Origin of the sequence: Glutamicibacter sp. AOP12-B1-11 (genome assembly GCF_052379245.1) — a bacterium.
Classification (GTDB): Bacteria; Actinomycetota; Actinomycetes; order Actinomycetales; family Micrococcaceae; genus Glutamicibacter.
In genome coordinates this window covers 25831-49273 of sequence record NZ_JBQSYL010000007.1, presented here as the reverse complement: position 1 = coordinate 49273, position 23443 = coordinate 25831, and the positions used below count along the sequence as shown (strand labels likewise).

General features: G+C 60.5%; 20 protein-coding genes. 14 read left to right on the top strand and 6 right to left on the bottom strand.

The genetic code is table 11. From position 1 onward, the window contains the following. Window positions 1-234: 234 nt before the first annotated feature. Window positions 235-1092 carry an NAD(P)H-binding protein gene (locus ACT3UQ_RS05610; protein WP_096285536.1) on the top strand — a complete coding sequence of 286 codons (858 nt, stop codon included), beginning with the start codon at window positions 235-237 and terminating at the stop codon, window positions 1090-1092. Window positions 1093-1216: 124 nt separating this feature from the next. Here ACT3UQ_RS05610 and ACT3UQ_RS05605 read toward each other — a convergent pair whose 3' ends face one another. Beyond that, window positions 1217-2494 carry an NAD(P)/FAD-dependent oxidoreductase gene (locus ACT3UQ_RS05605; protein WP_096285538.1) on the bottom strand — a complete coding sequence of 426 codons (1278 nt, stop codon included), beginning with the start codon at window positions 2492-2494 and terminating at the stop codon, window positions 1217-1219. Window positions 2495-2804: 310 nt separating this feature from the next. On the opposite strand from ACT3UQ_RS05605, the gene ACT3UQ_RS05600 reads away from it, so the two are divergent. Continuing rightward, complete coding sequence (locus ACT3UQ_RS05600; protein ID WP_096285540.1) at window positions 2805-4001, top strand: hypothetical protein; 1197 nt, start codon at window positions 2805-2807, stop codon at window positions 3999-4001. A gap of 496 nt (window positions 4002-4497) precedes the next feature. Here ACT3UQ_RS05600 and ACT3UQ_RS05595 read toward each other — a convergent pair whose 3' ends face one another. Beyond that, complete coding sequence (locus ACT3UQ_RS05595; protein ID WP_444636637.1) at window positions 4498-4695, bottom strand: hypothetical protein; 198 nt, start codon at window positions 4693-4695, stop codon at window positions 4498-4500. 344 nt (window positions 4696-5039) lie between these two features. After that, window positions 5040-6224: a histidine kinase gene (locus ACT3UQ_RS05590; RefSeq protein WP_105553480.1), complete on the bottom strand. Its 1185-nt coding sequence runs from the start codon at window positions 6222-6224 to the stop codon at window positions 5040-5042. Window positions 6225-6536: 312 nt separating this feature from the next. On the opposite strand from ACT3UQ_RS05590, the gene ACT3UQ_RS05585 reads away from it, so the two are divergent. The 5 genes from ACT3UQ_RS05585 (at window position 6537) to ACT3UQ_RS05565 (ending at window position 12077) form a co-directional block, all read left to right on the top strand. Continuing rightward, window positions 6537-7211, top strand: coding sequence for a response regulator (locus ACT3UQ_RS05585; protein ID WP_105553481.1), 675 nt, complete (start codon window positions 6537-6539; stop codon window positions 7209-7211). Window positions 7212-7323: 112 nt separating this feature from the next. Then, window positions 7324-9876, top strand: a complete 2553-nt coding sequence (locus ACT3UQ_RS05580; protein ID WP_105553482.1) for an ATP-dependent Clp protease ATP-binding subunit — start codon at window positions 7324-7326, stop codon at window positions 9874-9876. A gap of 99 nt (window positions 9877-9975) precedes the next feature. Next, window positions 9976-10326: a VOC family protein gene (locus ACT3UQ_RS05575; RefSeq protein WP_105553483.1), complete on the top strand. Its 351-nt coding sequence runs from the start codon at window positions 9976-9978 to the stop codon at window positions 10324-10326. A 77-nt stretch (window positions 10327-10403) separates the two neighbouring features. Beyond that, a complete protein-coding gene (locus tag ACT3UQ_RS05570; RefSeq protein ID WP_105553484.1) occupies window positions 10404-11318 on the top strand; it encodes a hypothetical protein in 915 nt (304 codons plus the stop codon). Between the two features lie 108 nt (window positions 11319-11426). Then, window positions 11427-12077, top strand: a complete 651-nt coding sequence (locus ACT3UQ_RS05565; protein WP_258133567.1) for an alpha/beta hydrolase family protein — start codon at window positions 11427-11429, stop codon at window positions 12075-12077. A gap of 159 nt (window positions 12078-12236) precedes the next feature. Here the strand turns inward: ACT3UQ_RS05565 and ACT3UQ_RS05560 are convergent, their stop codons facing one another. Further along, entirely contained in the window at window positions 12237-12959 is a 723-nt protein-coding gene (locus ACT3UQ_RS05560) for an AAA family ATPase (RefSeq protein WP_105553486.1), read from the bottom strand. A 13-nt stretch (window positions 12960-12972) separates the two neighbouring features. Then, entirely contained in the window at window positions 12973-14460 is a 1488-nt protein-coding gene (locus ACT3UQ_RS05555; protein ID WP_374954790.1) for a helix-turn-helix domain-containing protein, read from the bottom strand. Between the two features lie 389 nt (window positions 14461-14849). Here ACT3UQ_RS05555 and ACT3UQ_RS05550 point away from each other — a divergent pair, with 389 nt between their 5' ends. From ACT3UQ_RS05550 to ACT3UQ_RS05525, 6 genes are all read left to right on the top strand, one after another. Then, window positions 14850-15392 (top strand): thymidylate kinase, encoded by a 543-nt coding sequence (locus ACT3UQ_RS05550; RefSeq protein ID WP_444636636.1) that lies wholly within the window; start codon window positions 14850-14852, stop codon window positions 15390-15392. Between the two features lie 9 nt (window positions 15393-15401). Continuing rightward, entirely contained in the window at window positions 15402-16004 is a 603-nt protein-coding gene (locus ACT3UQ_RS05545; protein ID WP_105569731.1) for a HutD family protein, read from the top strand. Between the two features lie 311 nt (window positions 16005-16315). Beyond that, on the top strand, window positions 16316-17617 hold the full coding sequence (aceA, locus tag ACT3UQ_RS05540; protein WP_105569732.1) for an isocitrate lyase: 1302 nt from the start codon (window positions 16316-16318) through the stop codon (window positions 17615-17617). A 78-nt stretch (window positions 17618-17695) separates the two neighbouring features. Next, window positions 17696-19333, top strand: a complete 1638-nt coding sequence (aceB, locus tag ACT3UQ_RS05535; protein WP_105569733.1) for a malate synthase A — start codon at window positions 17696-17698, stop codon at window positions 19331-19333. Window positions 19334-19672: 339 nt separating this feature from the next. Then, window positions 19673-20074 (top strand): hypothetical protein, encoded by a 402-nt coding sequence (locus ACT3UQ_RS05530; RefSeq protein ID WP_105650125.1) that lies wholly within the window; start codon window positions 19673-19675, stop codon window positions 20072-20074. 146 nt (window positions 20075-20220) lie between these two features. Further along, window positions 20221-21258, top strand: a complete 1038-nt coding sequence (locus ACT3UQ_RS05525) for an alpha/beta hydrolase (RefSeq protein WP_096285567.1) — start codon at window positions 20221-20223, stop codon at window positions 21256-21258. Here the strand turns inward: ACT3UQ_RS05525 and ACT3UQ_RS05520 are convergent, their stop codons facing one another. Then, window positions 21259-21831: a histidine phosphatase family protein gene (locus tag ACT3UQ_RS05520; RefSeq protein ID WP_105569736.1), complete on the bottom strand. Its 573-nt coding sequence runs from the start codon at window positions 21829-21831 to the stop codon at window positions 21259-21261. Between the two features lie 248 nt (window positions 21832-22079). Between ACT3UQ_RS05520 and ACT3UQ_RS05515 the strand changes: the two genes are divergently transcribed. Further along, entirely contained in the window at window positions 22080-23408 is a 1329-nt protein-coding gene (locus tag ACT3UQ_RS05515; protein ID WP_258134013.1) for an amino acid permease, read from the top strand. Window positions 23409-23443: the final 35 nt, after the last annotated feature.

Below are 23443 nucleotides of genomic sequence, written 5' to 3'. Positions count from 1 at the left end.
TTGCACCCTTCTATGGTGATCAATATGGGTCAATCCAACGCGAATGCCCCTGCGACCCGCACTCCGCCGTCAACAAGACCGCGACCCAAGGCACACAACCAGTCTATTTTATCGATTTATCCGCAACCGCGGACCACGCGCCTCTTCATCAAGCACATAACCCGCCTTGCAAGCCCTAGGGTTAGTAGCAGGGCTCCACTAATGGTGCCATCCGACCAACAGAAGAGGCGCCGAATGAAGATACTGTTGATCAGCTGCGGAGATGTCGCCACCGAAGCAGGCTTACGCTTCCTGGCCGCGGGCCACCAGGTCACCGCATGGCGCCGAAACGGCGGCAAACTTCCGCCCTCTTTCACCGGACACAGCGTAGACCTTCTCGAACCAGAAGCCTGGCCGAAGATAGATCCGGAAACCGACATCGTACTTTTGACTCCGGTTCCCGCCACCCGAGATGTCGACGGATACGACCGGGGCTATCTGCAAGTAGCGCGTCGCCTCGTCGAGACGCTGGTCACCTCATGCCCCGGCCTACAACGACTTATCTACGTCTCTTCTTCCGCGGTCACCGGCGGTACGGAAGGCCAATGGGCCAACGAATCATCACCGCTAGCCCCGACTCGCCCCACATCGCAGATCCTGGCCGAAACCGAGCTATTGCTGGCCGATAGTGGTCTGCCGCTAACGATTCTCCGAGCTTCAGGAATCTATGGACCGGGACGCACGCGACTGATCGATCTGGTGCGCAACGGGACCGCACGACTTCCCCGAACCTCTCATTGGACCAACAGAATCCACCGAGATGATCTCGCCGCGGCGATCGTCCACGTCGCCGCACTCGGAAATAGAGCCGAGAGCCTTTATATAGCCACCGACAGCGAACCGGCACAGCTTGCTGACGTATACCGCTTCCTCGCCGAAGAGCTCGAAGAAAAATCTCCCGAGATCGAAGCAGAAAGCCACGCTTCTCGTCGGTCTGCGGACCGCAGGCTGAACAACGCCCGTTTGCTCGCTTCTGGATTCATCCCCCGATTCCCTAGCTACCGCGAAGGCTACAAATCAATTCTTGCCGGCGACTCCACTCGCCACGAGTAACTGCCTGTCCGGCCCTCACGGCCTCGATTCCCGCCTCGCTGTAGGCGAGAGGACAAACACAAGGCTCGGCAAATGTCAGTTGAATGATTAGCCGAGCCCAGCATTTGCACCTATGCGCCCTGGTTTAGAACCCCTTGCGCAACGGATTGAAGTGACGTGCCAAGCTAGGCACCGTCTGGCCGGTAATCTGCGCGGCAAGAATTTTGCCGGTCAACGGGCCAAGGGCGACGCCCCACATGCCATGACCGCCTCCGACCGAGATACGCGAAGATTCGGTTTGGCCGACCAGAGGTAGCCCGTCCGCGGTGCATGGGCGTCCGCCCACCCACTCTTCCTTGCGATTCTCCCAATTGATTCCCTGGTATACCGGTGCGGCAGCGGCGACGATGGCCTCGATGCGCTTCGGCTCGAGTTTGTGGTTCACGTCCCGGAATTCCATGGTCCCGGCAATGCGGAAGCGATCTCCCAAGGGGGTGCAGGCCACGCGCTGGGCCGGGAAATAAATTGGGTGAGTTGGCATGTCTTCAGGCTCTACGGTGAAAGAATAACCGCGTCCCGCCTGAACCACCACGTTGACGCCAAACTTCTTGGCCAGATCTGTCATCCACGCGCCAGTGGCCATTACTACGTGATCCGCGGTGATCGCACGCCCCTCCGAACCAACCACGGTGACCGATGCACCGTTATCGCGCACGTCGGTGACGTTGAAGGAACCGATGATGTCGCCGCCACGGGCGATCACGGATTCCGCCAGCGAATCCATGAACTTAGGCGGGTTAATATAACGCTGGTTCTTGATGGCAATACCAGCCGCGACGCTGTTGGACAGCGTCGGTTCGATGGTGCGCAGTTCGTCACCACTCAACAGGTCGAATTCGACCTTGCCGCCGGTCTTGTGGATCATCTCAAATTCGTGCAGCAACCCTTCCCTGTCTTTAACGGACGTGAATCCGGCGAGGAATGGATCCGCGGGCTTGGTCTTTTCGGCTACGCCCGCTCCGGCCGTGGTGGCCTCTGCGATCTCGTCAAAGGAGTCCAGGCCGTTGGTGCCAATCTCGGAGAAGACGCGCATGGCCTGCTCCCACTTCTTGGGAGTGGAATGCCAAGTGAAACCGAGCAGGAAGCGCAAGAGCTTTGCGTCGGCCTTCAGCGGGATGTACAGCGGAGAAGCCGGGTCGAACATCATTTTCAGACCACTGGAGAAGATCGACGGTTCGGCGATCGGCAAGGTCAGTGCTGGGGTCAGCCATCCAGCGTTACCCCACGAAGACCCGGACGCTACACCGCCACGATCAACCACGGTTACTTTGACGCCGGCCTCTTGCAGGTACCAAGCCGTCGACAGTCCAACGAATCCGGCGCCAACAATAACAACATGATCCGGTGCTGGTGTTACCGCCATGGGCTACTCTCCTAGAACGACTTTTGAGGCCCGCATGCGGAGCCATATACCTTCACTCTCGCGCGAACAGAAAGGAAAATCAACGGGCACTGAGGATTCAACGGTGACCGCAACCACACAACTAAGTGATCTGCATTTTCTGCGGCAACTCAGCATGCTTCCCGTATAAAATTCGTAGCTTTTAGGCTATCTCTGCGGTATCCCCCAGAGCTGGTTCTCCCAAGGATCGTCCGGCCTCGCCGGGCGGAGCGCCCTGCGTAGACTGGAAGTAACGACCTTTTCCCGCATAGCGAAGGAACAGCAGTAGATCATGGCATCACGTAAGCCCGCCAAGAAGAAGGCCTCCTCAGGTCACCCAGCTCGACGTCCGGGAGGGAGCAGTGCCCCCTTCGAATCCGAGGTTCGCCAGGCTCTGCAGCCCTTCAAGTCGCAGCTGTTCCGCCACTTCCAAGAAGAAGACCAGCCGGCCAGCGAAACTCGCGCCGGCCTGGAGGGTTTGACTACCCTGCTGATCGCGCACGCGCAGTTGCGCAATAAAGTCGACGTGACCACACTGGACCCCACCGTTCTCGGTGAACAGCTAGGCCACCTTTCCTCACTGGGCAAAGAGGTCTCCGAAGCGAGCGCGGCGATCTTCAAGCATTACCTGACCTTCTTGGGCACCACCGCGAACTTCGGCGGTAGCGTCGAGGAATTCAAGGAGACCTTTGAATTCCTCTCCCGCATGGCCGGTGATTCGCCGATCGTGGTCCCCTTCATGGATGACGAGGAAGCTAACGCAGCCCTGGAGGCGATGCCATTCGTTTTCGCGGCACGTGAGCTGATCGAGTGGGTTGGAGACGGCAAGCCAAGCGACCCCTCCGGAATGATCAGCGGACAGACGCTCCAGGAAGCCGCCGGTGCGCTGGGACTCTTAGTCTCCGTCGATGAACCCGCCGCCCAAGGCACCAATGCCTGGGAACCCGAAGACGGCACAGTTGTTTCGGATCTTGCCTCCATCCCCCGACTCGCGGCCTACTGGGATGCCTTGATCGGCACCGCGATGCTTCGCTACAGCGCGCCGAATGCGGTCCCTACCGAATCACTGCGAGAGGCCCTGCTAGCCTCCAGCGGACCGGGTGCTCGTCTGGTCAAGGAACTCATCGCAGAGATCATCTATTCGCATGTGCTGATCACCACCTTGCAAATTCCCGGACAGGCACAGGTTGCCGAGATGGTTGCTGGGCTATTGACCCATGCGGCCTCCTCGAAGCCACCACGCACAGAATTCGCTCTGCAGATCCCTTCCGAAGACGATCTGCCTGTTGAACAGCATCACCTCATCACGAGCCTCGAAGAGTCCGTCCCACGGGTTGAAGCGATCTTGCGGACCTTTGAACGCGAAGGAATGCTGAAACTTGAGGAAGAAATCACCGTCCCAGTGATCCTGCGCGCGGCATTGGAACGTGCGCTATCCAAGGTGTCGGATCACCTGCTGGAGAACGACCCTGTCGGCATGACTGAGTAACTGGGCCAAAACACCGGAGGGGTGAGAAACGCGATGCGTTTCCCACCCCTCCGGTGTCTAAGCACTGCGAAGCCTAGATGCTGTCCGTAGCGAATTCAGCCGCGTGGCGTGGAATGCGTCCGAACCACGCATCCGCGCCAGGCTTTCCCACGTTCACTACAAAGAATGACTTGTTTCGACCATCGGTGTTTACGATTGCGTCAACGACAGAGTTGTCGAACCCGGCCATTGGGCCTGCTGCAAAGCCGACGGCCTGAACTGCCGTGATGAAATACCCTGCCCGCAATCATGCACAATGGCTGCCCACAGCTGCGCGCATGCCCTGATCACCAAGCATCGCCTTGCATTCTGGGGCGTGAGGGAAGAAAGACGCGAACCCTTCGTGCCACTCGGTTTCGACAGGAAGGATCGCAAAGACCGGCGCATTCAGTGCCTTTTGCTTATTGGTTCCCGCCATAGTCTCAGAGATCTCTTGGCGAGCGTCCGCACTCTTCACCTAGGCGATGCGCATCGGCTGGTTATCCATGAGAGTTGGCCCCATTTTCATGGTCTCGTAAGTAGCTTCAAGCACTTCATCCGAAACCGGTTCATCGCTGAAGGTGTTTGCGTTGCAGGCTTCGAAAAACAGTTGATCCGCCGCTTCCGACCCAATGCTCAGCGATTCGCGGGGCTGGTTTTCAGCCTGAACCGACATGTGATGCCCACTCTCGAATGACAATAGGATTCAAGAGGCTTAGCAAGAAAGCTCGATGGGGTCATCCCGAAATCGGGGAGTGGTTTACAGCGCTCTGAGGCTGAAGGTGATTATAAAAGGTACGTCGCGCCACTAACGAACTCAGGCGTGCGATGGGGGCACAACGCCGAAGAAAGATCAGTTCATCCATGACGCAACGTACCTTTTAATCACTGCGGAACCCTTGATGATGCCACTCGCAAAACATCACCAATTTCCCTGCGGTGATCGGTCTTCACCGATACGTATATAACTTATCGCGATTACAAGAATTCCGAAATCATACTTAAGTAGGAGGGTAGGGCTCAGAAGGGGATGCTGGCACTAAGTATCCACTGATCGTTCACAACGCTAGTGCTGAACCGCCCACCGAAGGCATTCATGCGATCCTTCATACCGATCAGCCCGATTCCACCGCCGGAGAGCTCCTCTCTCGTGGAATGCGAATTCGGCATCTGATTAGTCATTTCAAGAACAGCATTCGGCCCTACGATCTCCAAACACATGGTGCAGGCTCCTCCCCGACGACCATGTTTGATGATATTGGTCGTCGCTTCCTGCATAACCCGATATAGCGCGGTCTGCGCAGATCTCGGGAGCGCCGAAATGTTCTCGCCCGTGTGAGATGTCACTTCAAATCCAGACTCATGCAATCGTTGAGAGAAGATCTCCACGCCCTGGACCGCATAAACAGTTGTCGCCGCCGGCTTGTCGACACCGGACCCAGGCGAGCCACTCATCGTTCCGTCGGTCCGCAAGACGTTTAGCATCAGGCGCAAATCATGCAATGTTTCGGTACTGAGCTTTGCGATGATGTCGATTGCCTCGATGGCCGCTTCCCCATTATTGGCGAACTTTGCAGCTTTGGACTGCATGGCCACAACGGTAATATCGTGCGCGACGATATCGTGCAGATCGCGCGCAATATTCTTGCGTTCGCGCTCAACGGCAATCCTGCTCTGCTCGCTGTTCTCCTGCATCTGCCGAATCGCATTTAGATTTCGTTCGCGCAAGTTGAAAATGCTGCGGGCCAGGATATAGGCCAACAGGGCAAGCGGAACGAAAATCACCAGCAAGATGGCGTCCTTGCCTGCCCTAACTCCGTATTGCCCCATCCACACGAATAGCATCACCAGATACCAGTTACGCACCAGTGAAGATGCAACCGTCGCCGCGAGAACACTGAAGATAACGAGCGAGAAGACCAGCCATAGCAAGAGGCCGCCATCCCAGAAGAAGAAAAAGAGCGTGGCTAGATACATGCCGAGCGAGGTGGCAACCCATCGCATTCCGATCGCCAACGAGGCGGACAGCAGCAACCCAACGGCCACCCCGCGAATAACGCTCGAGGACGAATTATCAATCCCGTCCTGAAGCAAGGTGTATCCCTCAGTCGCTGTAATGGCGACAAAGGCGAGAATACCCGTCCAGACGACAACGCCCCGACCAGCAAAAAGCTTAGTCAGGGCGGTTTTTATTCGCAGTCTCATATGCGGAATACTTTACCTGGTTGCGGGTAAAGTCAAATATGCCGCTAACCGCAAGCGTAGCCGTAATTCTCGCACACCCATTTAGAGAAGTCAGTGCCCCAACCGGCAGGATTCGCAACGCCCGATGAAGAATAGGTAGGCTCTGCCACTGGTGCCGCCATAGCAGGCGCGGCAAACGCCAACGGAGTTGCCGCCAGCGCGGCCACCGCCAAGATCTTTAAAGCTTTCATTTCAAACCCCAAACTCTTGAACTTATATACTTCGATTCATGCCAGGTTGGTTCTTGTGCCAACCACCGTTCAAAGGACTCCAATGGAACAGATTAAGGTGCTCATCGTCGATGACGAGCCGCTGATTCGGCATGCGCTTAGCACGATCCTAGCAACTGATCGTCGAATTGTGACCGTTAATACTCAAGAAAATGGTGAAGGTGCGGTTAATTATTGTGAAACAAATGATGTAGACGTTGTTCTTATGGATTTGCAAATGCCAATTATGGACGGGATTGAAGCGACCAAAATTATCAAGGCCGCCCAAAACAGCCCAGCAGTCCTTGCAATTACGGCCTTTTCGTCTGATGACTATCTAGTTCCGGTCCTCATGGCCGGAGCCAGCGGCTACCTCGTGAAGGACACGGAACCGGCCGAAATCATCGCGGCAGTCCATGCCGTTCACCAAGGTTCGGCGGCTATCTCCCCGTCGGTTTCTTCTGATCTAATCTCCGCTGTAAAAAACGTCTATAGTAAATCGCACGACATTGCAGGACTTATCGAAGATCTCGGACTAACTAATCGCGAAATGCAGATATTGGATCTTTTGGCAAAGGGATTCAATAATACGGAAATTAGCCGACAGCTCGTGATCTCCGAGGCGACGGTGAAAACCCATATGGCGAAAATCTTCATGAAGCTCGAAGTACGCGACCGTGTGCAGGCACTTGTGGCCGCAGCCAGGCTAGGACTCGTTGAGATCTCCCGCCAAGCCTAGAGTTGTGAACTCGGCCTCTTATTGTTGCCTTGACCGACATTGCGGGAATAGATTCGCTCGTATTACGTTGAACATGAGCATAGACCACTCAAGTTTCTATTAGGAGGCTCACTTGCCAGCATTTTTCGGCTCCTCGTCAGATGGCTCGTTCGAGGAATTCCTCTCCCGGTTCCTTTCCTCGCGCACCCAAGCCGCGCGACCCATCGACATTACCCGCCTGCTCTCGCAGCGCACCCACGAAGCAGTGTCCATCGCGGCTGCCTTCGCACATGAAAACGGTCATGCAGAAATCGACGCACTGCACCTGCTGGTCGCGCTGCTTCGCACCGAACCCGCTGGCCAGCACTTGAGCGCCATGGGCGTTGATCTGGAAGCCCTGGCCAAAGACGCCATCGAACGCTTGCCACGTCGGGAAGAAGCCACCGAGAAGCCCTCGCGCCTCTCCTCCGCCGCCCAGCGCAGCCTTTTCGATGCCTATCAGGTCGCTCGAAATTACGGTTCGACTTACATCGACCCGGAACACCTGTTCCTCGCCTTTGTCTTCTCCCCCGAATCTCCTGTGGGCGTGCTACTCGCGCAGCACGGTATCACCGGCCAGTCCCTGCAACAGGCAGCCATGGAGCAGGCCCAGCGCGCCCAGACGGGAGAGGCAGAGTCCGGCGAAGAGCAAGACGTCTCTATGCTGGAACGCTACGGTACCGACCTGACGGCGCTGGCCTCCGACGGCCAGATCGACCCGGTCATCGGCCGCGAGGACGAATTGGCCCAGACCATTGAGATCCTGGCCCGTCGAACCAAGAACAACCCGGTGCTCATCGGCGAGGCAGGCGTCGGCAAAACCGCCATCGCCGAGGGGCTCGCCCGTGCCATCGTTGCCGATGAAGTCCCGGAGCAGATCCGTGGCGTCCAGCTGATCTCCATCGACCTGCCCGGCATGCTCTCCGGCACCCGGTACCGCGGTGACTTCGAACAGCGGCTGACCGGCCTGCTCGAAGAGGTAGCCGACGCCGAGGGCCAAACACTGATATTCATCGATGAAATGCACCTCTTGGTCGGTGCAGGTTCCGGCGAGTCCGGAAATATGGACGCCGCGAATATCCTCAAGCCACGCCTGGCCCGCGGCGAGCTGCACCTGATCGGCGCCACCACCCTGGATGAATTCCGCAAGGTAGAGAAGGACTCCGCCCTGGCCCGCCGATTCGGCAAGGTCACAGTGGGAGAACCCTCTCAGGAAGTTGCGCTGGCAATCCTCGACGGGTTGCGCGAATCCTACGAAGACCACCACCAGGTGCAGTACACCCCGGAAGCATTGAAGGCCGCGGTCTCGCTGTCCGCACGCTATTTGACCGACCGGCGCCTGCCGGACAAGGCCATCGACCTGCTCGATATCGCCGGTGCCCGCAGGTCAATCGCCGCAGGCGGTACCGAAGACGTGCAGGCGCTGCGCAACGAACTGGTGGAAGCAGATCGCGATAAGGCCCGAGCCGTCGGCGAGGAACGCTTCGAAGATGCCGGTGCGTGGCGCGACCACATCGCAACACTTACCGAACGCATCGCCGCTGCCGAGCAGGCGGGAGACTCCGGGGTTACCCGCATCGTCGATGAGGCCCAGATTTCCGAGGTGATCTCCCGGTCTACCGGCATCCCGACCTCGCGGATCAACGGGGACGACAAGACCCGCTTGGCCTCCCTTGAGGAGCAGCTGCACGCTTCGGTCATCGGCCAGCATGACGCGGTGGCCGCGGTATCCCGCGCGGTACGCCGTAGCCGTACCGGGTTGGCCCCGGCACAGCGTCCGATCGGTTCCTTCCTGTTCCTCGGTCCCACCGGTGTGGGCAAGACCGAGCTGGCCAAGGCCCTGGCCAACAACCTCTTTGGCTCCTCCGAGTCGCTGGTGCGCATCGACATGAGCGAGTACGGAGAGAAGCACACGGTTTCGCGGCTCATCGGAGCCCCTCCGGGATACGTCGGCCACGACGAACCCGGGCAGCTCACCGAAAAGGTCCGCCGCAACCCGTATTCGGTGATCCTGCTCGACGAGATCGAGAAGGCCCACCCGGACGTGTTCAACGTGCTGTTGCAGGTACTGGATGACGGTCGGCTGACGGATACCGCCGGACGCACCGTGGACTTCTCCAACACACTGATCCTGATGACCAGTAACCTCGGCGGCGAACACCTCGCCAGCAAGGCCGGCAACTTCGGCTTCACCTCGATCAATGCCGGCAGCGAGAAGGCCGAAATTCGAGCCAAGGTAATGGGCAAGGTACGCGAGTTCATGCGTCCCGAGTTCCTGAACCGGCTCGACGAGGTACTGCTCTTCGGCAAGCTCAGCGAATCCGAGATCGCCCAGATCGTCAAGCTGGTACTCGATGAGACTCGCAAGCACCTGGCGGGGCAGGAACTCAAGCTCCACGTCACCGACGCCGCGATCACCTGGTTGGCAGCCGAGGGCTATGACCCGGAGTTTGGTGCCCGCCCGTTGCGCCGCCTGGTGCAGCGCAAGGTGCAAGACGCCATTGCCGATCTATTGATCGGCGACGAAGTCGCCGCCGGAGACACCATCGAGGTGGACTTCGCCGGAGGCCAGCTCTCGGTTGCCAAGCAGGTTCCGGCCGTAGCCGCGGAACCGGCTGCACCGGTTATGGACTACTTCGGCAGCTAAGACCCCATGAAAGCCAGACCCAACAGATCATCGCGATCTGTTGGGTCTGCTTTTCGTTTAAGTCTAGAAACCACTGCCGGCTCGCGGTAGGTTGAGCTCATGCCAAACATCGCCATGATCACCCTCGATGCCCTAGACGAAGTGGCTGCCGCCGAGTGGTGGCGGGAACGTCTCGGAGCCGAATACGCCGGGCAGTACCCGGGGTTCACCATGCTTACCGCCCCGGGCTTCAGCGCCAGGCTTGGATTCCAGAAGGTTGGGTCGGTCTCCGCTGATAAGAATCGAGTGCATCTCGATCTAGAGGCCGACGGCGACCGCGAACAATCCGTGGCCGGCTTTGTGGCCGCTGGCGCGGTCTTGGTTGAAGAACACACCGAGGATCCTAGCTTTGGGTGGAGCGTACTGCGCGATCCCTTCGGCATTACCTTCTGCCTTTCCGACCCACACTAAGTCACACGCACTACCGAAACTTGCTGAGCGAATTTGCTTCGATAGACTGATATTTACTCGAGTCTCCGGAGGTTCTCATGCGCTTGCGCGTAGTTTTCACCGCGGCGCTAGCCGCCTTGGCGCTGACCGGTTGCTCGGTTCAAGCAACCCCACCGCCCGGCGAAACTGCAGGTGTTCCGGCTTCGGCCACGACGTCATCACCTTCGCCAAGCCCGAGCCCCGCTGCGGCCGAATCCTCAGCGACGCAAGACTATGATCCTGCGCGCGGCATAGACGCTAGCGGACAGGACTGGGCCGATTCCAAGATCCAGGCCTGGTTGGATAACTCCGGCATCAAGTCGGTCAAGGGTTTTCTCGGTGCCTACAAGCTCATGAATTCGTGGGATTCACCCAAGCCCGGGCATCTGTCCATTCATCTGGACAACTCATACCGTTTTAATCAGGACGGATCGGCCGAAAGCCATGAAGTCTCCACGGACGAACTGCGATTTATGGGGCGGATCATGTTCGAAAGCATCGGCAAAAAATCCCCGGAGCTCGAATCGGTCACCTTTGCCACGGAGAACAAGCAGCATTCGGGCACCTTCTCGCGTGCCCGCACCGGAGCGGACCCGGCTGACCGGGAGGCTTGGGCCGAGGAAAAGTACGTGCAGTGGCTCGAAGCAATGAATGATACCTACGAGTCATTCTGCTCGGCGAACATCAAGAAGATCGAAACCTATCGCGACTGCATTCCCACCGATCCCCACGCCTACATCGATTCGGTCTCTTCCCCGGCAATTGGCGAGCTAGTCGTCACCCTCGCCCCGGGGATCTGGCAGGGGAACACCTACGATACCGATTCGATACCCGGCGTCGACTTCGTTTCGGGCAACATGATGCTCAAAATCAACAGCAAAGCCCACGGACCGGAGCAGGTGGAAACTCTCACCGTCAAGGTGCAGGGAACTGAGGAAACGAGTACCGAACACAAATCAGAGTGGACCCAGTAGGCGTTTGGTCAGTGACGGGCCCCGGCCCGCGCATACGAGCCAAAGTGGTGAACACCCGGTTCGTGGAACCGAACAACAAGACTTAGCCTTGAAGGCATGGACCAGGAAATGAGAATCCCATGGGAAAGCGGAACCCTCACCGCCATCGTTGACCACGCGGAGCATCCCAGCGCTTTTCTGATTCTGGCTCATGGATCTGGAGCGGGCAAAGACCACGACTTCATGTCGGGGTTTTCCCAAGCAATGGCTCAGCGTGGAGTATCGGTATTGCGTTTTAACTTCCCCTATATGGACGCCGGGAAGAAGTTTCCTAATAAGGCTCCCGTTGCCCTAGCGGTGTGGAAACACGTCCGAGAATGGGCCGGCACCCACCTGACAGGCGACCTACCCGTTTTTACCGCCGGGAAATCCTTCGGCGGGCGAATGGCGTCTCTGGCGGTTGCCGAGGACATGCCCACCGAAGCGCTCATTTTTCTTGGGTATCCCTTGCATGCACCCAAGAAGGAAGAAAAGCTTCGCGACGAGCATCTCTACCCGCTGAGCACACCGATGCTTTTCCTCGAAGGAACCCGTGATCCCTTCGCGAACCCGGCAATCATCTCTCGCGTAGTCGCAGGGTTGAACGCCGACTGCGAACTTATCTGGTTCGAGGGCGGTGACCATTCATTCAAGGTTGCCCGTTCCGGTCGCAGCGTCGCCGAGGATGGCGCACAATTGACCGAAGCCACCGAGAAATTCATTCGAAGGCACCTGAACTGATGTCTGGCACATCGCAACACAAAAACAGACGGTATCCGAATGACTGCGTGTACCTTCGGGCAAGGCCAGAACCCCCAGTCGTTTCGGTCCCTGGATCACCAAGCCCCCGGCGGTGATCACCATCTGTTTCACCATCATCGGTGCAGCAATTCTGCGCGGTTACTCCGTCTCCGGCGAGCCGAGGAAAGCGTCCGGATCGGTGAAGAATTCCCGCCAGTTTCTGACCAGTTCCAAGTGGTCGTATTCGCGCTCGCGGAACCCCCAGGAACCGACCTCCAGTATTCGTGCTCCGGGGAAGGCGGCCAGTACCGGGGAATGGGTGGAGATGAGCACCTGCGAGCCGCGCTCCACGATCCCGCGCAGCCGCTCGATCAACTGCACGCTGCCGGTTAGGGACAGCGCCGACTCGGGCTCGTCGAGGACCCACAGCCCTTTGAGCCGGATCCGTTCCTCGATGAGGTCCAAGAAAGATTCGCCATGGCTGCGCTCATGCAACGCCGATCCCACTCTCGATTCCTCCAAGTACGTGTAGAAAGAGTGCATGGTTTCGGCACGCAGAAAGAACCCCTTGCGTGAGGCGGCAGCACCACGGTGAAGTTTCAGCAGCTGCGAGAGGGTGGATTCAGAGGCCCGGGTGGCATGCATGGCGCCGGTGGATCCGCCCTCGGCGTTCAACCCGTACGCGATGGCCAGAGCTTCGAGCAGCGTTGACTTGCCGACCCCGTTCTCCCCCACCATTACGGTCACCGCTCCCAGGTCCAGGCCTTCGAGCAGAAGTTGGCGTACCGGCGGCATCACCATAGGCCAGTGCGCGGGCAACTCGGCATTCGGCTCGCTTGCCTCGATCCGACGCACCGGCAAGAACAAATCGCTTCGATTCATCGCCACTTATTGGCTATCTCTGCTGCTGCAAAAAGCGGTAGACCTCGGTCTCATCCACGCCGGGGAAGGCCCCGGTTGGCATGGCGGCCAAGAGGTGGGTGTTGGCGCGCGTCGAAGGCCATGCGTTGCCGAACCACTCGCTGGACAGCTCGGCCGGTGGACGCCTGCAGCAATTTTCATCTGGACAGGTCGACTGGCAACGCTCCTTGGTGTCGCGGCCGCGGAACCATTTCACATGCTCAAAGGGAACGCCTATGGACAGTGAATACAATCCCGAGGAGTGCCGCTCGGTCCGCGCGGTGCACCAATAGGTCCCGTTGACCGTGTCCGTGTACTGCTCGAAGGAGCGGAACTTATCCAGCTGGTCAAAGACCACGCGGCTGGTCCAGTAGCGGCAGATGCTCTGCCCTTCGATGGCGCCGGTATGGTCGGCAGGAAAATTCACCCGGTCATTCTCGTAGGCCTTGTGCAGGATGCCCGATTCGTGGACCTTCTGGAAGTGGCAGGTCATGCCCAGATGCTCGGTGGCGAGATTGGTGAACCGGTGCGCCGCGGTTTCGTAGGAAACCGCAAAGGCATCACGCAGATCCTCAATGGCCAGTTCCCGGTTGGCCTTGGCCCGGCGCAGGAATGCCGTGGTGGATTTCTCCGGCATCATCAGCGCCGCGGCGAAATAGTTTGTGGCGACGCGCTGGTCCAGGAAGTCCGCATAGCTTGTGGGTGCCTCATGCCCGAGCAGGTAGTGGCCCAGCGCCTGCAATAGCACCGAGCGCGGATCATGCTCGGAGCGGCTGGTCTGGGTCAGATAGATCCTTTTGTTCTTCAGATCCGTGACCGAACGGGTCGAGTGCGGGAGATTTCCCACGAACCGGAGGCTGAAGCCGAGATGCTCGGCGATATCCGCCGCGCGATGGTGCGAGAGCGGGCCTTCGTCGTGGCCTACCGCCGCGAGCACCTTGGCCGCTTCCTGCTCGATTTCCTTGTAGTAGTTGTTGCGTTGGCGCATCTCTTGGCGCAATGCCGTGTTGGCTCGACGAGCTTCCTCGGGAGTTGCCGCCTGTTCGTTGAGCCGGCGCTCCAATTCATGCTGCAGGCCGACCAGGGATTCCAGCACGTCCATCGGCAACCGCGTGCCGACCCGCACCGTGGGCAGACCCAATGCCTCGTAGAGCGGGCCGCGTTGGGCCCGTTCCAAATCGATTTCCAGCGCCGCGCGACGAGTGGGAGGCTCCGCACCTAGTAGATCATCAACACCTACCTGCAACGCCCTGGCCAGAGACTTCAGCAGGGAAAGCTTCGGTTCGCGTTTGCCGTTTTCGATCAGCGACAGCTGGCTCGGCGCCGTATCGACCAAGGTTGAAACGTCGTCCAGGGTCAACCCCTGGGATTTGCGCAGGTGGCGGATCCGCCGGCCGAGCGCGAGCGTGTCCAGGGCGGCGTCAATTCCCTGATCGGTTTCCGGTTCTTGCGATGAGCTTCGATTCCATGTGGGTGCAGTCACATTCATAGCCTAAGCGAAGAACAGGTAATTTTTCTAGAAATTCGGTAAAAATCGCGTCGATAACGTCGTTTCGTTAGCTTACGCGCCAAAGTTTTCGGCTTCTTCGCTTTCACCGCTGAGTTCTGTTTTCGCCCTTGCCTGGGATGGCCACTCCGGTTACCGCCGTTGAACCGCGTCCCGCACAAGCAGCCTTCATGAGATTCACATCGAATTTTCAGCCAGAAATTGGTATCACCACGGCGTTGCCACTCGTTATACGTTTCGAGCACACTGTCCATCCACCAATATTCAAAGGGAGCCGCAAGATCGCCTCCATTGCCATTAGACCCATCACGCCTGCCGTTCGAGCCCCCGCCGAGGATTCCTGCCAGGCCCTGATTATTCTGGGCATGGACGGTGCGGGGAAAACCACCACCATCCGCGAACTGGTGCGCAGCTTGGAGCTCCGTGGCCAAGCTGCCCAAAGCCTGGCAAACCCTGCCGGGCGCCGCTGGCTGACGCGTGCGGAACAAAAGCTCGGGCTCACTATGCCAATAGCCCTTCAGGACGCGATGGAGACGATGATCCGCACCGGCAACATCGCCTTGAACGCTAGGCGAGCCGTGCTGTTCCCGGGCGTGACCGTGATGGACCGCCACCTCTTTTGCCAGCTTGCGCTGCGCAGCATCCGCCAGTTGCCGCACGGACGCTTCCTGACTTGGCTGGCCCGGAACAGCGTGCAGCGGGCGCAGGTGGTCGTCCTCGACGTCGACGTGCGCACCGCTCATGCTCGCATCCTTGCGCGCGGCGAGGATTCGGAAACCTACGCCTTCTTGCATGCCAGCCGGGCAGAGTATCTGCGGCTTGCGGCAACCCACGGCTGGCCCGTCATCGATGCCACGCAGAGCACCGCGCGGGTGGTCGATGAGCTGATGACCCTCTTGGAGAAGTAAACTCGAACCATGAGTGAAGCTCCCCAGCAATTCCTGCCAGGTTCCATCACCCCGCTTGCCCAGAGCAGCAAGAAGCAGTGGGAGCTGGGCCAGATCCGCCAGATCTGCGCCGGTGAATTGACCGACGGCGGGCAGCTCACCGCGGCATCCCAAGATTCGGGCAGCTGGCAACTTTCGATTCGCTCGATCGAAAAGGCCGGGTCCTTCCACAACGCGGGGACCTCGCAGGTGCTCACCCTGCTAGCCGGAGATTTTCTCCAGCTCGACGTCGACGGGCAGGCGCAAGGCCTGGAACCGCTGCGCCCGCTGAAAATCGAGGCAACGCTTCCGGTCTCCACCAGCCAGCCCGCACAGGAGCTGCTGGTTCTGCATCTGCTCACCCGGCCCGAGCGGGTACGCGGCACGGTGCGCATCGTTGAGCTTTCCAAGAAGCGCGAGCAGTACCTCTTCGATGGCCAGCTGGGCATCATGCTGCAGGGCAACGGCGTCCTGACGCTGCACGGCGAAGAGCGCAAGCTCGAACTGCGCGATACCGTCATCGGCGGTGATGCGGCCGAACCGACGATCTCCGGGCGCGGATTCATGGCCGTCGTTTCGCTAGACCTGCCGTAACCGCCATAGATCGCACACATCTGGCTTAGCTGCCTTTGACGCGCCCAAAAACCCCAAACCGCCACCACCTCATTCCTCAAGAAAAACACTTCTTCAGATTACGAAGTCTCCAAATCAACCATTTCTGCCATTTTTCACTTATTCATGCGAAGAAACCTACTTTTTTCAGCTTTCTCGAAGAACCGCGAATCTTTCCCTCGAATACCCCTATTCGCCCCCTTGCATCTACGGAAAAGTAAGTGTCACGAAGAAGTTCACCGCATCTCTCCGATTCGGGCGAACACCAACATGTGGGCGAAGGGGCCAGAACAATGACCGAGCAGAATTCGATCGACAACCGCATCGCAACTATCGAAAACGATTGGGCGAACAACCCACGCTGGAACGGGACCACCCGCGACTACAGCGCAGCCGACGTCGTGAAACTGCAGGGCCGGGTTCAGGAAGAGCACACCCTGGCCAAGCGTGGCTCCGAGAAGCTGTGGAAGCAGCTGACCGAAGAAACCCCGACCGGCGGCTACACCAACGCACTGGGTGCGTTGACCGGCAACCAGGCGGTCCAGCAGGTCAAGGCCGGCCTGCGGGCCATCTACCTCTCCGGTTGGCAGGTCGCCGCGGATGCAAACATTTCCGGCCAGACCTACCCGGACCAGTCGCTCTACCCGGCCAACTCGGTTCCGCAGGTCGTACGCCGCATCAACAACGCGTTGCTCCGTGCAGATGAGATCGAATTCTCCGAGGGCATCCAAAGCGTCGAGGACTGGATGGTCCCGATCGTCGCAGATGCCGAGGCAGGATTCGGCGGCCCGCTGAACGCCTACGAGCTGATGAAGTCGATGATCACCGCCGGTGCCTCGGGAGTCCACTGGGAAGACCAGCTGGCTTCGGAAAAGAAGTGCGGCCACCTCGGCGGCAAGGTGCTGATCCCTACCCAGCAGCACGTCCGCACGCTGAATGCGGCCCGCCTGGCGGCCGACGTGGCGGGCACTCCCTCGGTGGTCATCGCCCGCACCGACGCCGAGGCGGCAACCCTGATCACCTCGGATGTCGACGAACGCGATGCGCAGTTCATCACCGGCGAGCGCACCGCGGAGGGCTTCTATAAGGTCCGCAACGGCATCGAACCATGCATCGCCCGCGCCAAGGCCTACGCTCCGTACTCTGACCTCATCTGGATGGAAACCGGAACCCCGGACCTGGAAATGGCCCGCAAGTTCGCCGAATCGGTCAAGGCCGACTTCCCGGATCAGATGCTCTCCTACAACTGCTCGCCTTCCTTCAACTGGAAGAAGCACCTGGACGATGCGACGATCGCCAAGTTCCAGCGCGAACTCGGCGCGATGGGCTTCAGCTTCCAGTTCATCACGCTGGCCGGCTTCCACGCGCTGAACCACTCGATGTTCGACCTGGCCGAGGGCTATGCCCGCGAAGGCATGAGCGCCTATGTCGAACTGCAGGAGCGCGAATTCGCCTCCGAGTCCCGCGGCTACACCGCAACCAAGCACCAGCGCGAAGTAGGCACCGGCTACTTCGACGCGATCGCCACGGCATTGAACCCCAATGCCTCCACCCTCGCTCTGGTCGGCTCCACCGAAGAAGGCCAGTTCCACTAACTCGGACCCCAGCGGTCCGGACGGTGGGGCCGGCAACGACGCCGGCCCCACCGCCCTCAAACTTTTAAGGAAAAGATCATGCCAACCCCCACCTCCCTGAACCCGATCCAGATCACCGCTACCCCAGTGCGCTACCAGGAGCAGATCCTCACCGCACAAGCCCTTGAATTCATCGCCGCCCTGCACCAGGCGTTCGAAGGCCGCCGCGCCGAGCTGATGCAGCGCCGCCAGCTGAATCGGGCGCGCATCGCCAATGGCAAGGACCCGAAGTTCCTGGAGGAAACCCGCCACATCCGCGAGGATTCAAGCTGGCAGGTGGCCCCGATCGCTCCGGGCCTGGAGGACCGCCGGGTGGAGATCACCGGACCGATCGAGCGCAAGATGGCGATCAACGCGTTGAACTCCGGCGCGAACGTGTGGCTGGCCGACATGGAGGACGCCTGCTCACCGACCTGGCAGAACGTGATCAAGAACCAGGTGAACCTGCTGCGCGTGCTGGACGGCGAGCTCGACTTCACCGCCCCGGACGGCCGGGACTACAAGCTGCACAGCTACGAGCTGTCGCAGCTGCCAACCATCGTGGTCCGCCCGCGTGGGCTGCACCTGCCGGAGAAGCACCTGCTGATCGACGGGACGCCGATCGCCGGCGCCTTTGTCGACTTCGGCCTGCACTTCTTCCACAACGCCCAGCGGCTGATCGATTCGGGCCGCGGCGCCTACTACTACCTGCCGAAGCTGGAGAACCACCTGGAAGCGCGGCTGTGGAACGACGTGTTCCTGCTGGCCCAACAGCTGCTGGGCATCGATCGCGGCACCATCCGCGCCACGGTGCTCATCGAGACCATCACCGCGGCCTTCGAGATGGAGGAGATCCTCTACGAGCTGCGCGAGCACTCGGCCGGGCTGAACGCCGGACGCTGGGACTACATCTTCTCGATCATCAAGAACTTCCGTTCCCGCGGCCCGCGCTTCGTCTTCCCGGACCGGGACCTGGTGACCATGACCAGCCCGTTCATGCGCGCCTACACCGAGCAGCTGGTCCGTGCCTGCCACCGCCGCGGCGCCAGCGCCATCGGCGGAATGAGCGCCTTCGTGCCTAGCCGCAAGGACGCCTCCATCAACCAGCTCGCCTTCGCGAAGGTCTCCGAGGACAAGTCCCGCGAGGCCAACGACGGCTTCGACGGCTCCTGGGTGGCCCACCCGGACCTGGTGCCGGTGGCCCGCGAGGTGTACGACGAGGTTTTGGGCGCCAACGCGAACCAGATCTCTCGGACCCGCGAGGACGTGGAAGTTTCCGAAAGCGAGCTGCTGAACGTGGCAGGCCTGGAGGGCCGGATCACCGAGCGCGGGATCCGCGAGAACATCGAGATCGCCATCCGCTACATCGAGTCCTGGCTGCGCGGCAACGGCGCGGTGGCGCTGCGCAACCTGATGGAGGATGCGGCCACCGCGGAGATCTCCCGCTCCCAGCTGTGGCAGTGGATCCACCAGTCGGCCATCACCGACGAGGGCGAGATCATCACCCGCCGCTGGGTGCAGGATCTGGCCGAAGAAACCATGGAGCGGATCGAGCGCTTCGAGGGGGACCGCTTCGAGCAGGCGGTGGAGATCTTCGAGGCCAGCGCGCTGCGCGACGATTTCCCGACCTTCCTGACCAAGAACGCCTACCTGCGCTACCTGGACACCCCGGCTCCGGCCTACGAGATGGCGGGCTAGTCCAGGACACCAACTCGGCTGCACGCGCCTGAACTCAACAAGCGAAGCGGTACGGCCACGAATTGCGGCATTCATCGGATGGTAACCAGCCCATCCGGGGGATGCCGTTTTTCGTGCCCCGTAGTTGCCACGCCATGCTAGGCATTGACCGCTCGACCTCTGGCGCTTCTCGTTCGCAAAGCGGAATTGAAATCCGAAAATGAGTTGATCATCGCGTTCCAAGCAGCTGGAATTCCTTATGACCTTGCGAAGGACGCGGCGTGGGTCATCATGAACATCATCATCGAGTTGATACCAGCCAGATGGTAAGTTAGACGTTTTAAATGGTATGGAGAATTTGTGGCTGAAACTACCGACGACGATAAACCTTTGAACAAGGCCATCGCGATTTTCTGGGTGATACTGGTTCTCTTTGCAGTCTTGGTGTTCATCTCGCTTCCGCTTTCGGCGGGCATCGGAAGTTCAATTTTGATTTTTGGAATGGAACAAGTTCGTCAAGATATTGCTGGTTGGTTCGTTTACTGGGCGATGGGCACGTTGATTGCGACTGCGATTGTCGCCGGAATCATTGAAGCTGTACTCAAGTCGAAACTTCTAGGCAACAAGCCTCTTCGAGAAGCCGCATCATGGTCCACCGGATTTGTTGTCATGACTGTTTGCTACTCGGGATTTTTCTACTCTTGGGTGGCTTGTGTGGTTGCTTCAGCAGTCTCAGCATTGTTGTTCATCTTGTTGCTGTGAATCGTCAAGAAGTTTCCTGCACCTAGGCGACCCACGTCGCAAGCGGACTGAGCACTACCAATGTACGGCCACGAATAACGGCATTCATCGGATGGTAACCAGCTCATCCGGGGGATGCCGTTTTTCGTGCCCCGTAGGATGTTTCCATGGCCTTCCAATTTCGTTCCCCCGCCGCCGGCCGCTGGGAGGCGGACCTCCTGGGCGAGGGCTTCGCCCGGCGCACGCTCCCGCTGTCCGACGGGTCAACCGCGACGCTGATCCGCCACCGCCCGAAATCCGCGCGGCCGCAATTCGCCCCGCCCTTGCGCGGGCTGGCGATCCTCTACGTGCACGGCTGGTCCGACTACTTCTTCCAGCGCGAACTGGCGCAGTTCCTGAGCACCGCGGGAGCCGACTTCTACGCGCTGGATCTGCGCAACTACGGGCGCAACCTCACCGCGGACAGCACCCCGGGGTTCATCACCGACCTGGAAGACTACTTCGAGGAATTCGATGCGGCGCACCGGATCATCTCCAGCGCCCACCCGGGAACCCGCTTCGTGATGCTCGCCCATTCCACCGGCGGGCTGAGCGCCGCCCTGTATGCCGCGGCGCACCCGGCAAAGGTGGACGCGCTGGCGCTGAACAGCCCCTGGCTGGAATTCCAGGCCTCCGAGTTGGGGCGCACCGCCCTGGCGAAGCTCCTGGCGGTGGCCAGCGGGCGCAATCCGCACCGGAACCTGCCAACCATCGACCCGGGCTTCTACACCCGCACCGTCTCAAACCGCTTCGAGGGCGAATGGGACTATGACCTGCAATGGCGTCCGGCCAACGGATTCACGCTCAGCACCGGATTCATCTCCGCGGTATTCGCCGCCCAGGCGAAGGTGAAAAAGGGGTTGGAGCTGCGCCAGCCGGTGCTGGTGATGCTCAGCGCCCGGGACTACCTGCTGCCGCGCTGGAGTGACGCGGCCACCCGCTCAGATGTGGCGCTGAACGTGCAGGTGGTCGCGCAGCGCAGCATCAACCTGGGCCGCGAGCTGCACCTGGTGCGGCTGCCCGATGCGCTGCACGACGTGTTCCTCTCCGCCGCGCCGGTGCGCTCCGCGGCCTACCTGCGCCTGGGTTCCTGGTTGGCCACGGTCAAGAACCGGCAGGCCGACTCGTCGCTTGCGCGCAGCGTGCGGCGCACCGTGGGCGGCTAGCTACGGTGCGGTGACCGGAGGCTGCGGCACCCGGTCGTTGACCAGTTCCAGCTCCCAGCCCGCGGCGCGGCGGGCGAGGATCGCCACCGAGCCGTTGCGGATGGTATCCAATTTGTAGCCGGCGAAATGCGAGAGCGTGTAGCGGATGATCGTGCCGTGGCAGACCACCGCGACGTTCTGCCCCGGGTAGTCCGCGGCGATCTGCTCGATCGCGCGCAGCCCGCGGTCCACCACCGATTCCAGCGCTTCGATGCCCCCGCCCAGCTTGCCCGGCCAGCGCTCCGCCGCCTCGGTCTCCAGCACCCCTTCGCCCTCGCCGTAGTCCCGCTCGATCAGCAGATCGTAGGCCGGACCGAGCTCCAGCCCCAACCCGTCGGCAATAATCTGCGCCGTTTCCCGCGCGCGGCTCAGCGGGGAGGAGACGATCGCGTCCCAGCGTCCGGCGCCGAGCACCGCCACCGCCTCGCGGGCCTGCCCGCGCCCGGTGTCGTTCAAGGCGATATCGCTGCTTCCCTGCAATCGGCCTTCGAGGTTCCAGCGGGTCTGTCCATGCCTGATAAATCCGAGTTCCATAGGGCCATTCTGCCACCGGGCACCCGGTGCCTGCCCCCTGCGGATGAGCTATCTCACGCTAGAGCTTCGCCACAAAGCGCCCCGCCGCGCCTCCGGCAGCACGTAAGATGCTTGAGGCAGCGGCTGGCTTGAACCTTCAAGTCTCCGGCCGCAGATCGCATGCACCTCAAAGTAGATCCGAGTATTTCATCGTGACCGATATCAAGGCGTCCCTCGCCCGCGGGCTCACGGCCCGCCACATCCGCTTCATGGCCCTCGGCTCGGCCATCGGCACCGGATTGTTCTACGGCTCCTCCGCCGCCATCCAGGCAGCCGGCCCGGCCGTGCTCTTCGCCTACATGATCGGCGGCGCGGCGGTTTTCATCGTCATGCGCGCCATGGGCGAGATGGCCGTCAAGCATCCGGTCTCCGGATCCTTCGCCCACTACGCCTCGCGCTACCTGGGCCGCTTCGCCGGGTTCGTCACCGGGTGGACGTTCACCTTCGAGATGGCGATCGTGGCGATCGCCGACGTCACCGCCTTCGGCATCTACATGCGCTTCTGGTTCCCGCAGGTGCCGCAGTGGATCTGGGTGCTGGCCGTGGTGCTGCTGATCGCCGCGATCAACCTGATGAAGGTCAAGGTCTTCGGCGAAACCGAATTCTGGTTGGCGGTCATCAAGGTCACCGCGATCATCGCGATGATCATCGGCGGCGCGGCGCTGATCCTCTTCGGCTTCAACGCCCCGGACGCCGAAACGGCCACCGGCTTTGCCACGCTGATGAGCGCCGGCACGCTGTTCCCCAACGGCTTCATGGGACTGCTGCTGTCCTTCGCCGTGGTGATGTTCGCCTTCGGCGGCATCGAAACCATCGGCATCACCGCCGGCGAAGCGGAGGATCCGGGCAAGTCGGTGCCCGCGGCGATCAACACCGTGCCCTGGCGCATCCTGCTGTTCTACGTGGCCTCGCTGGCGATCGTGATGATGCTCTTCGACTGGCGCCAGATCGACGGTTCGGCCTCGCCGTTTGTGCAGATCTTCGACGCGCTGGGCATCCCGGCGGCCGCCCACGTGCTCAACGCGGTTGTCATCACCGCCGCGGTGTCGGCGATCAACGCGGACACCTTCGGCGCCGGGCGGATGATGTTCGCGATGTCCCGCGAGGGCCACGCGCCGGCTTCCTTCGCGAAGATCTCACGCCACGGGGTGCCGTGGATGACGGTGCTGATCATGTCCATCGTGCTGCTGGTCGGCGTGCTGCTCAACGCCCTGCTGCCCGAATCGCTGTTCATGATCATCGCCTCGATCGCGACCTTCGCCACCGTCTGGGTGTGGATCATGATCCTCGCCTCCTACCTGGCCATGCGCCGCCAGGAGAAGTCCGGCGTCGTGGTGGACCGCGAATTCGCGGTTCCCGGGGGCACCGCCAGCGCCTGGATCGCGCTGGTGTTCATGGCCTTCGTGGTTGTGCTGCTGGCCTTGAGCGCCGAGACCCGCATTGCGCTCTACGCGGGCGCCGGCTGGCTGGTGCTGCTCGCGGTGGCCTACAAGTTCCTGGTCCGTTCCCCGCAAGCCGAGCTGGTTTCCAGCAAATAACTTCCGGAGCACGCCACATGCTGCCCCCGCGGACC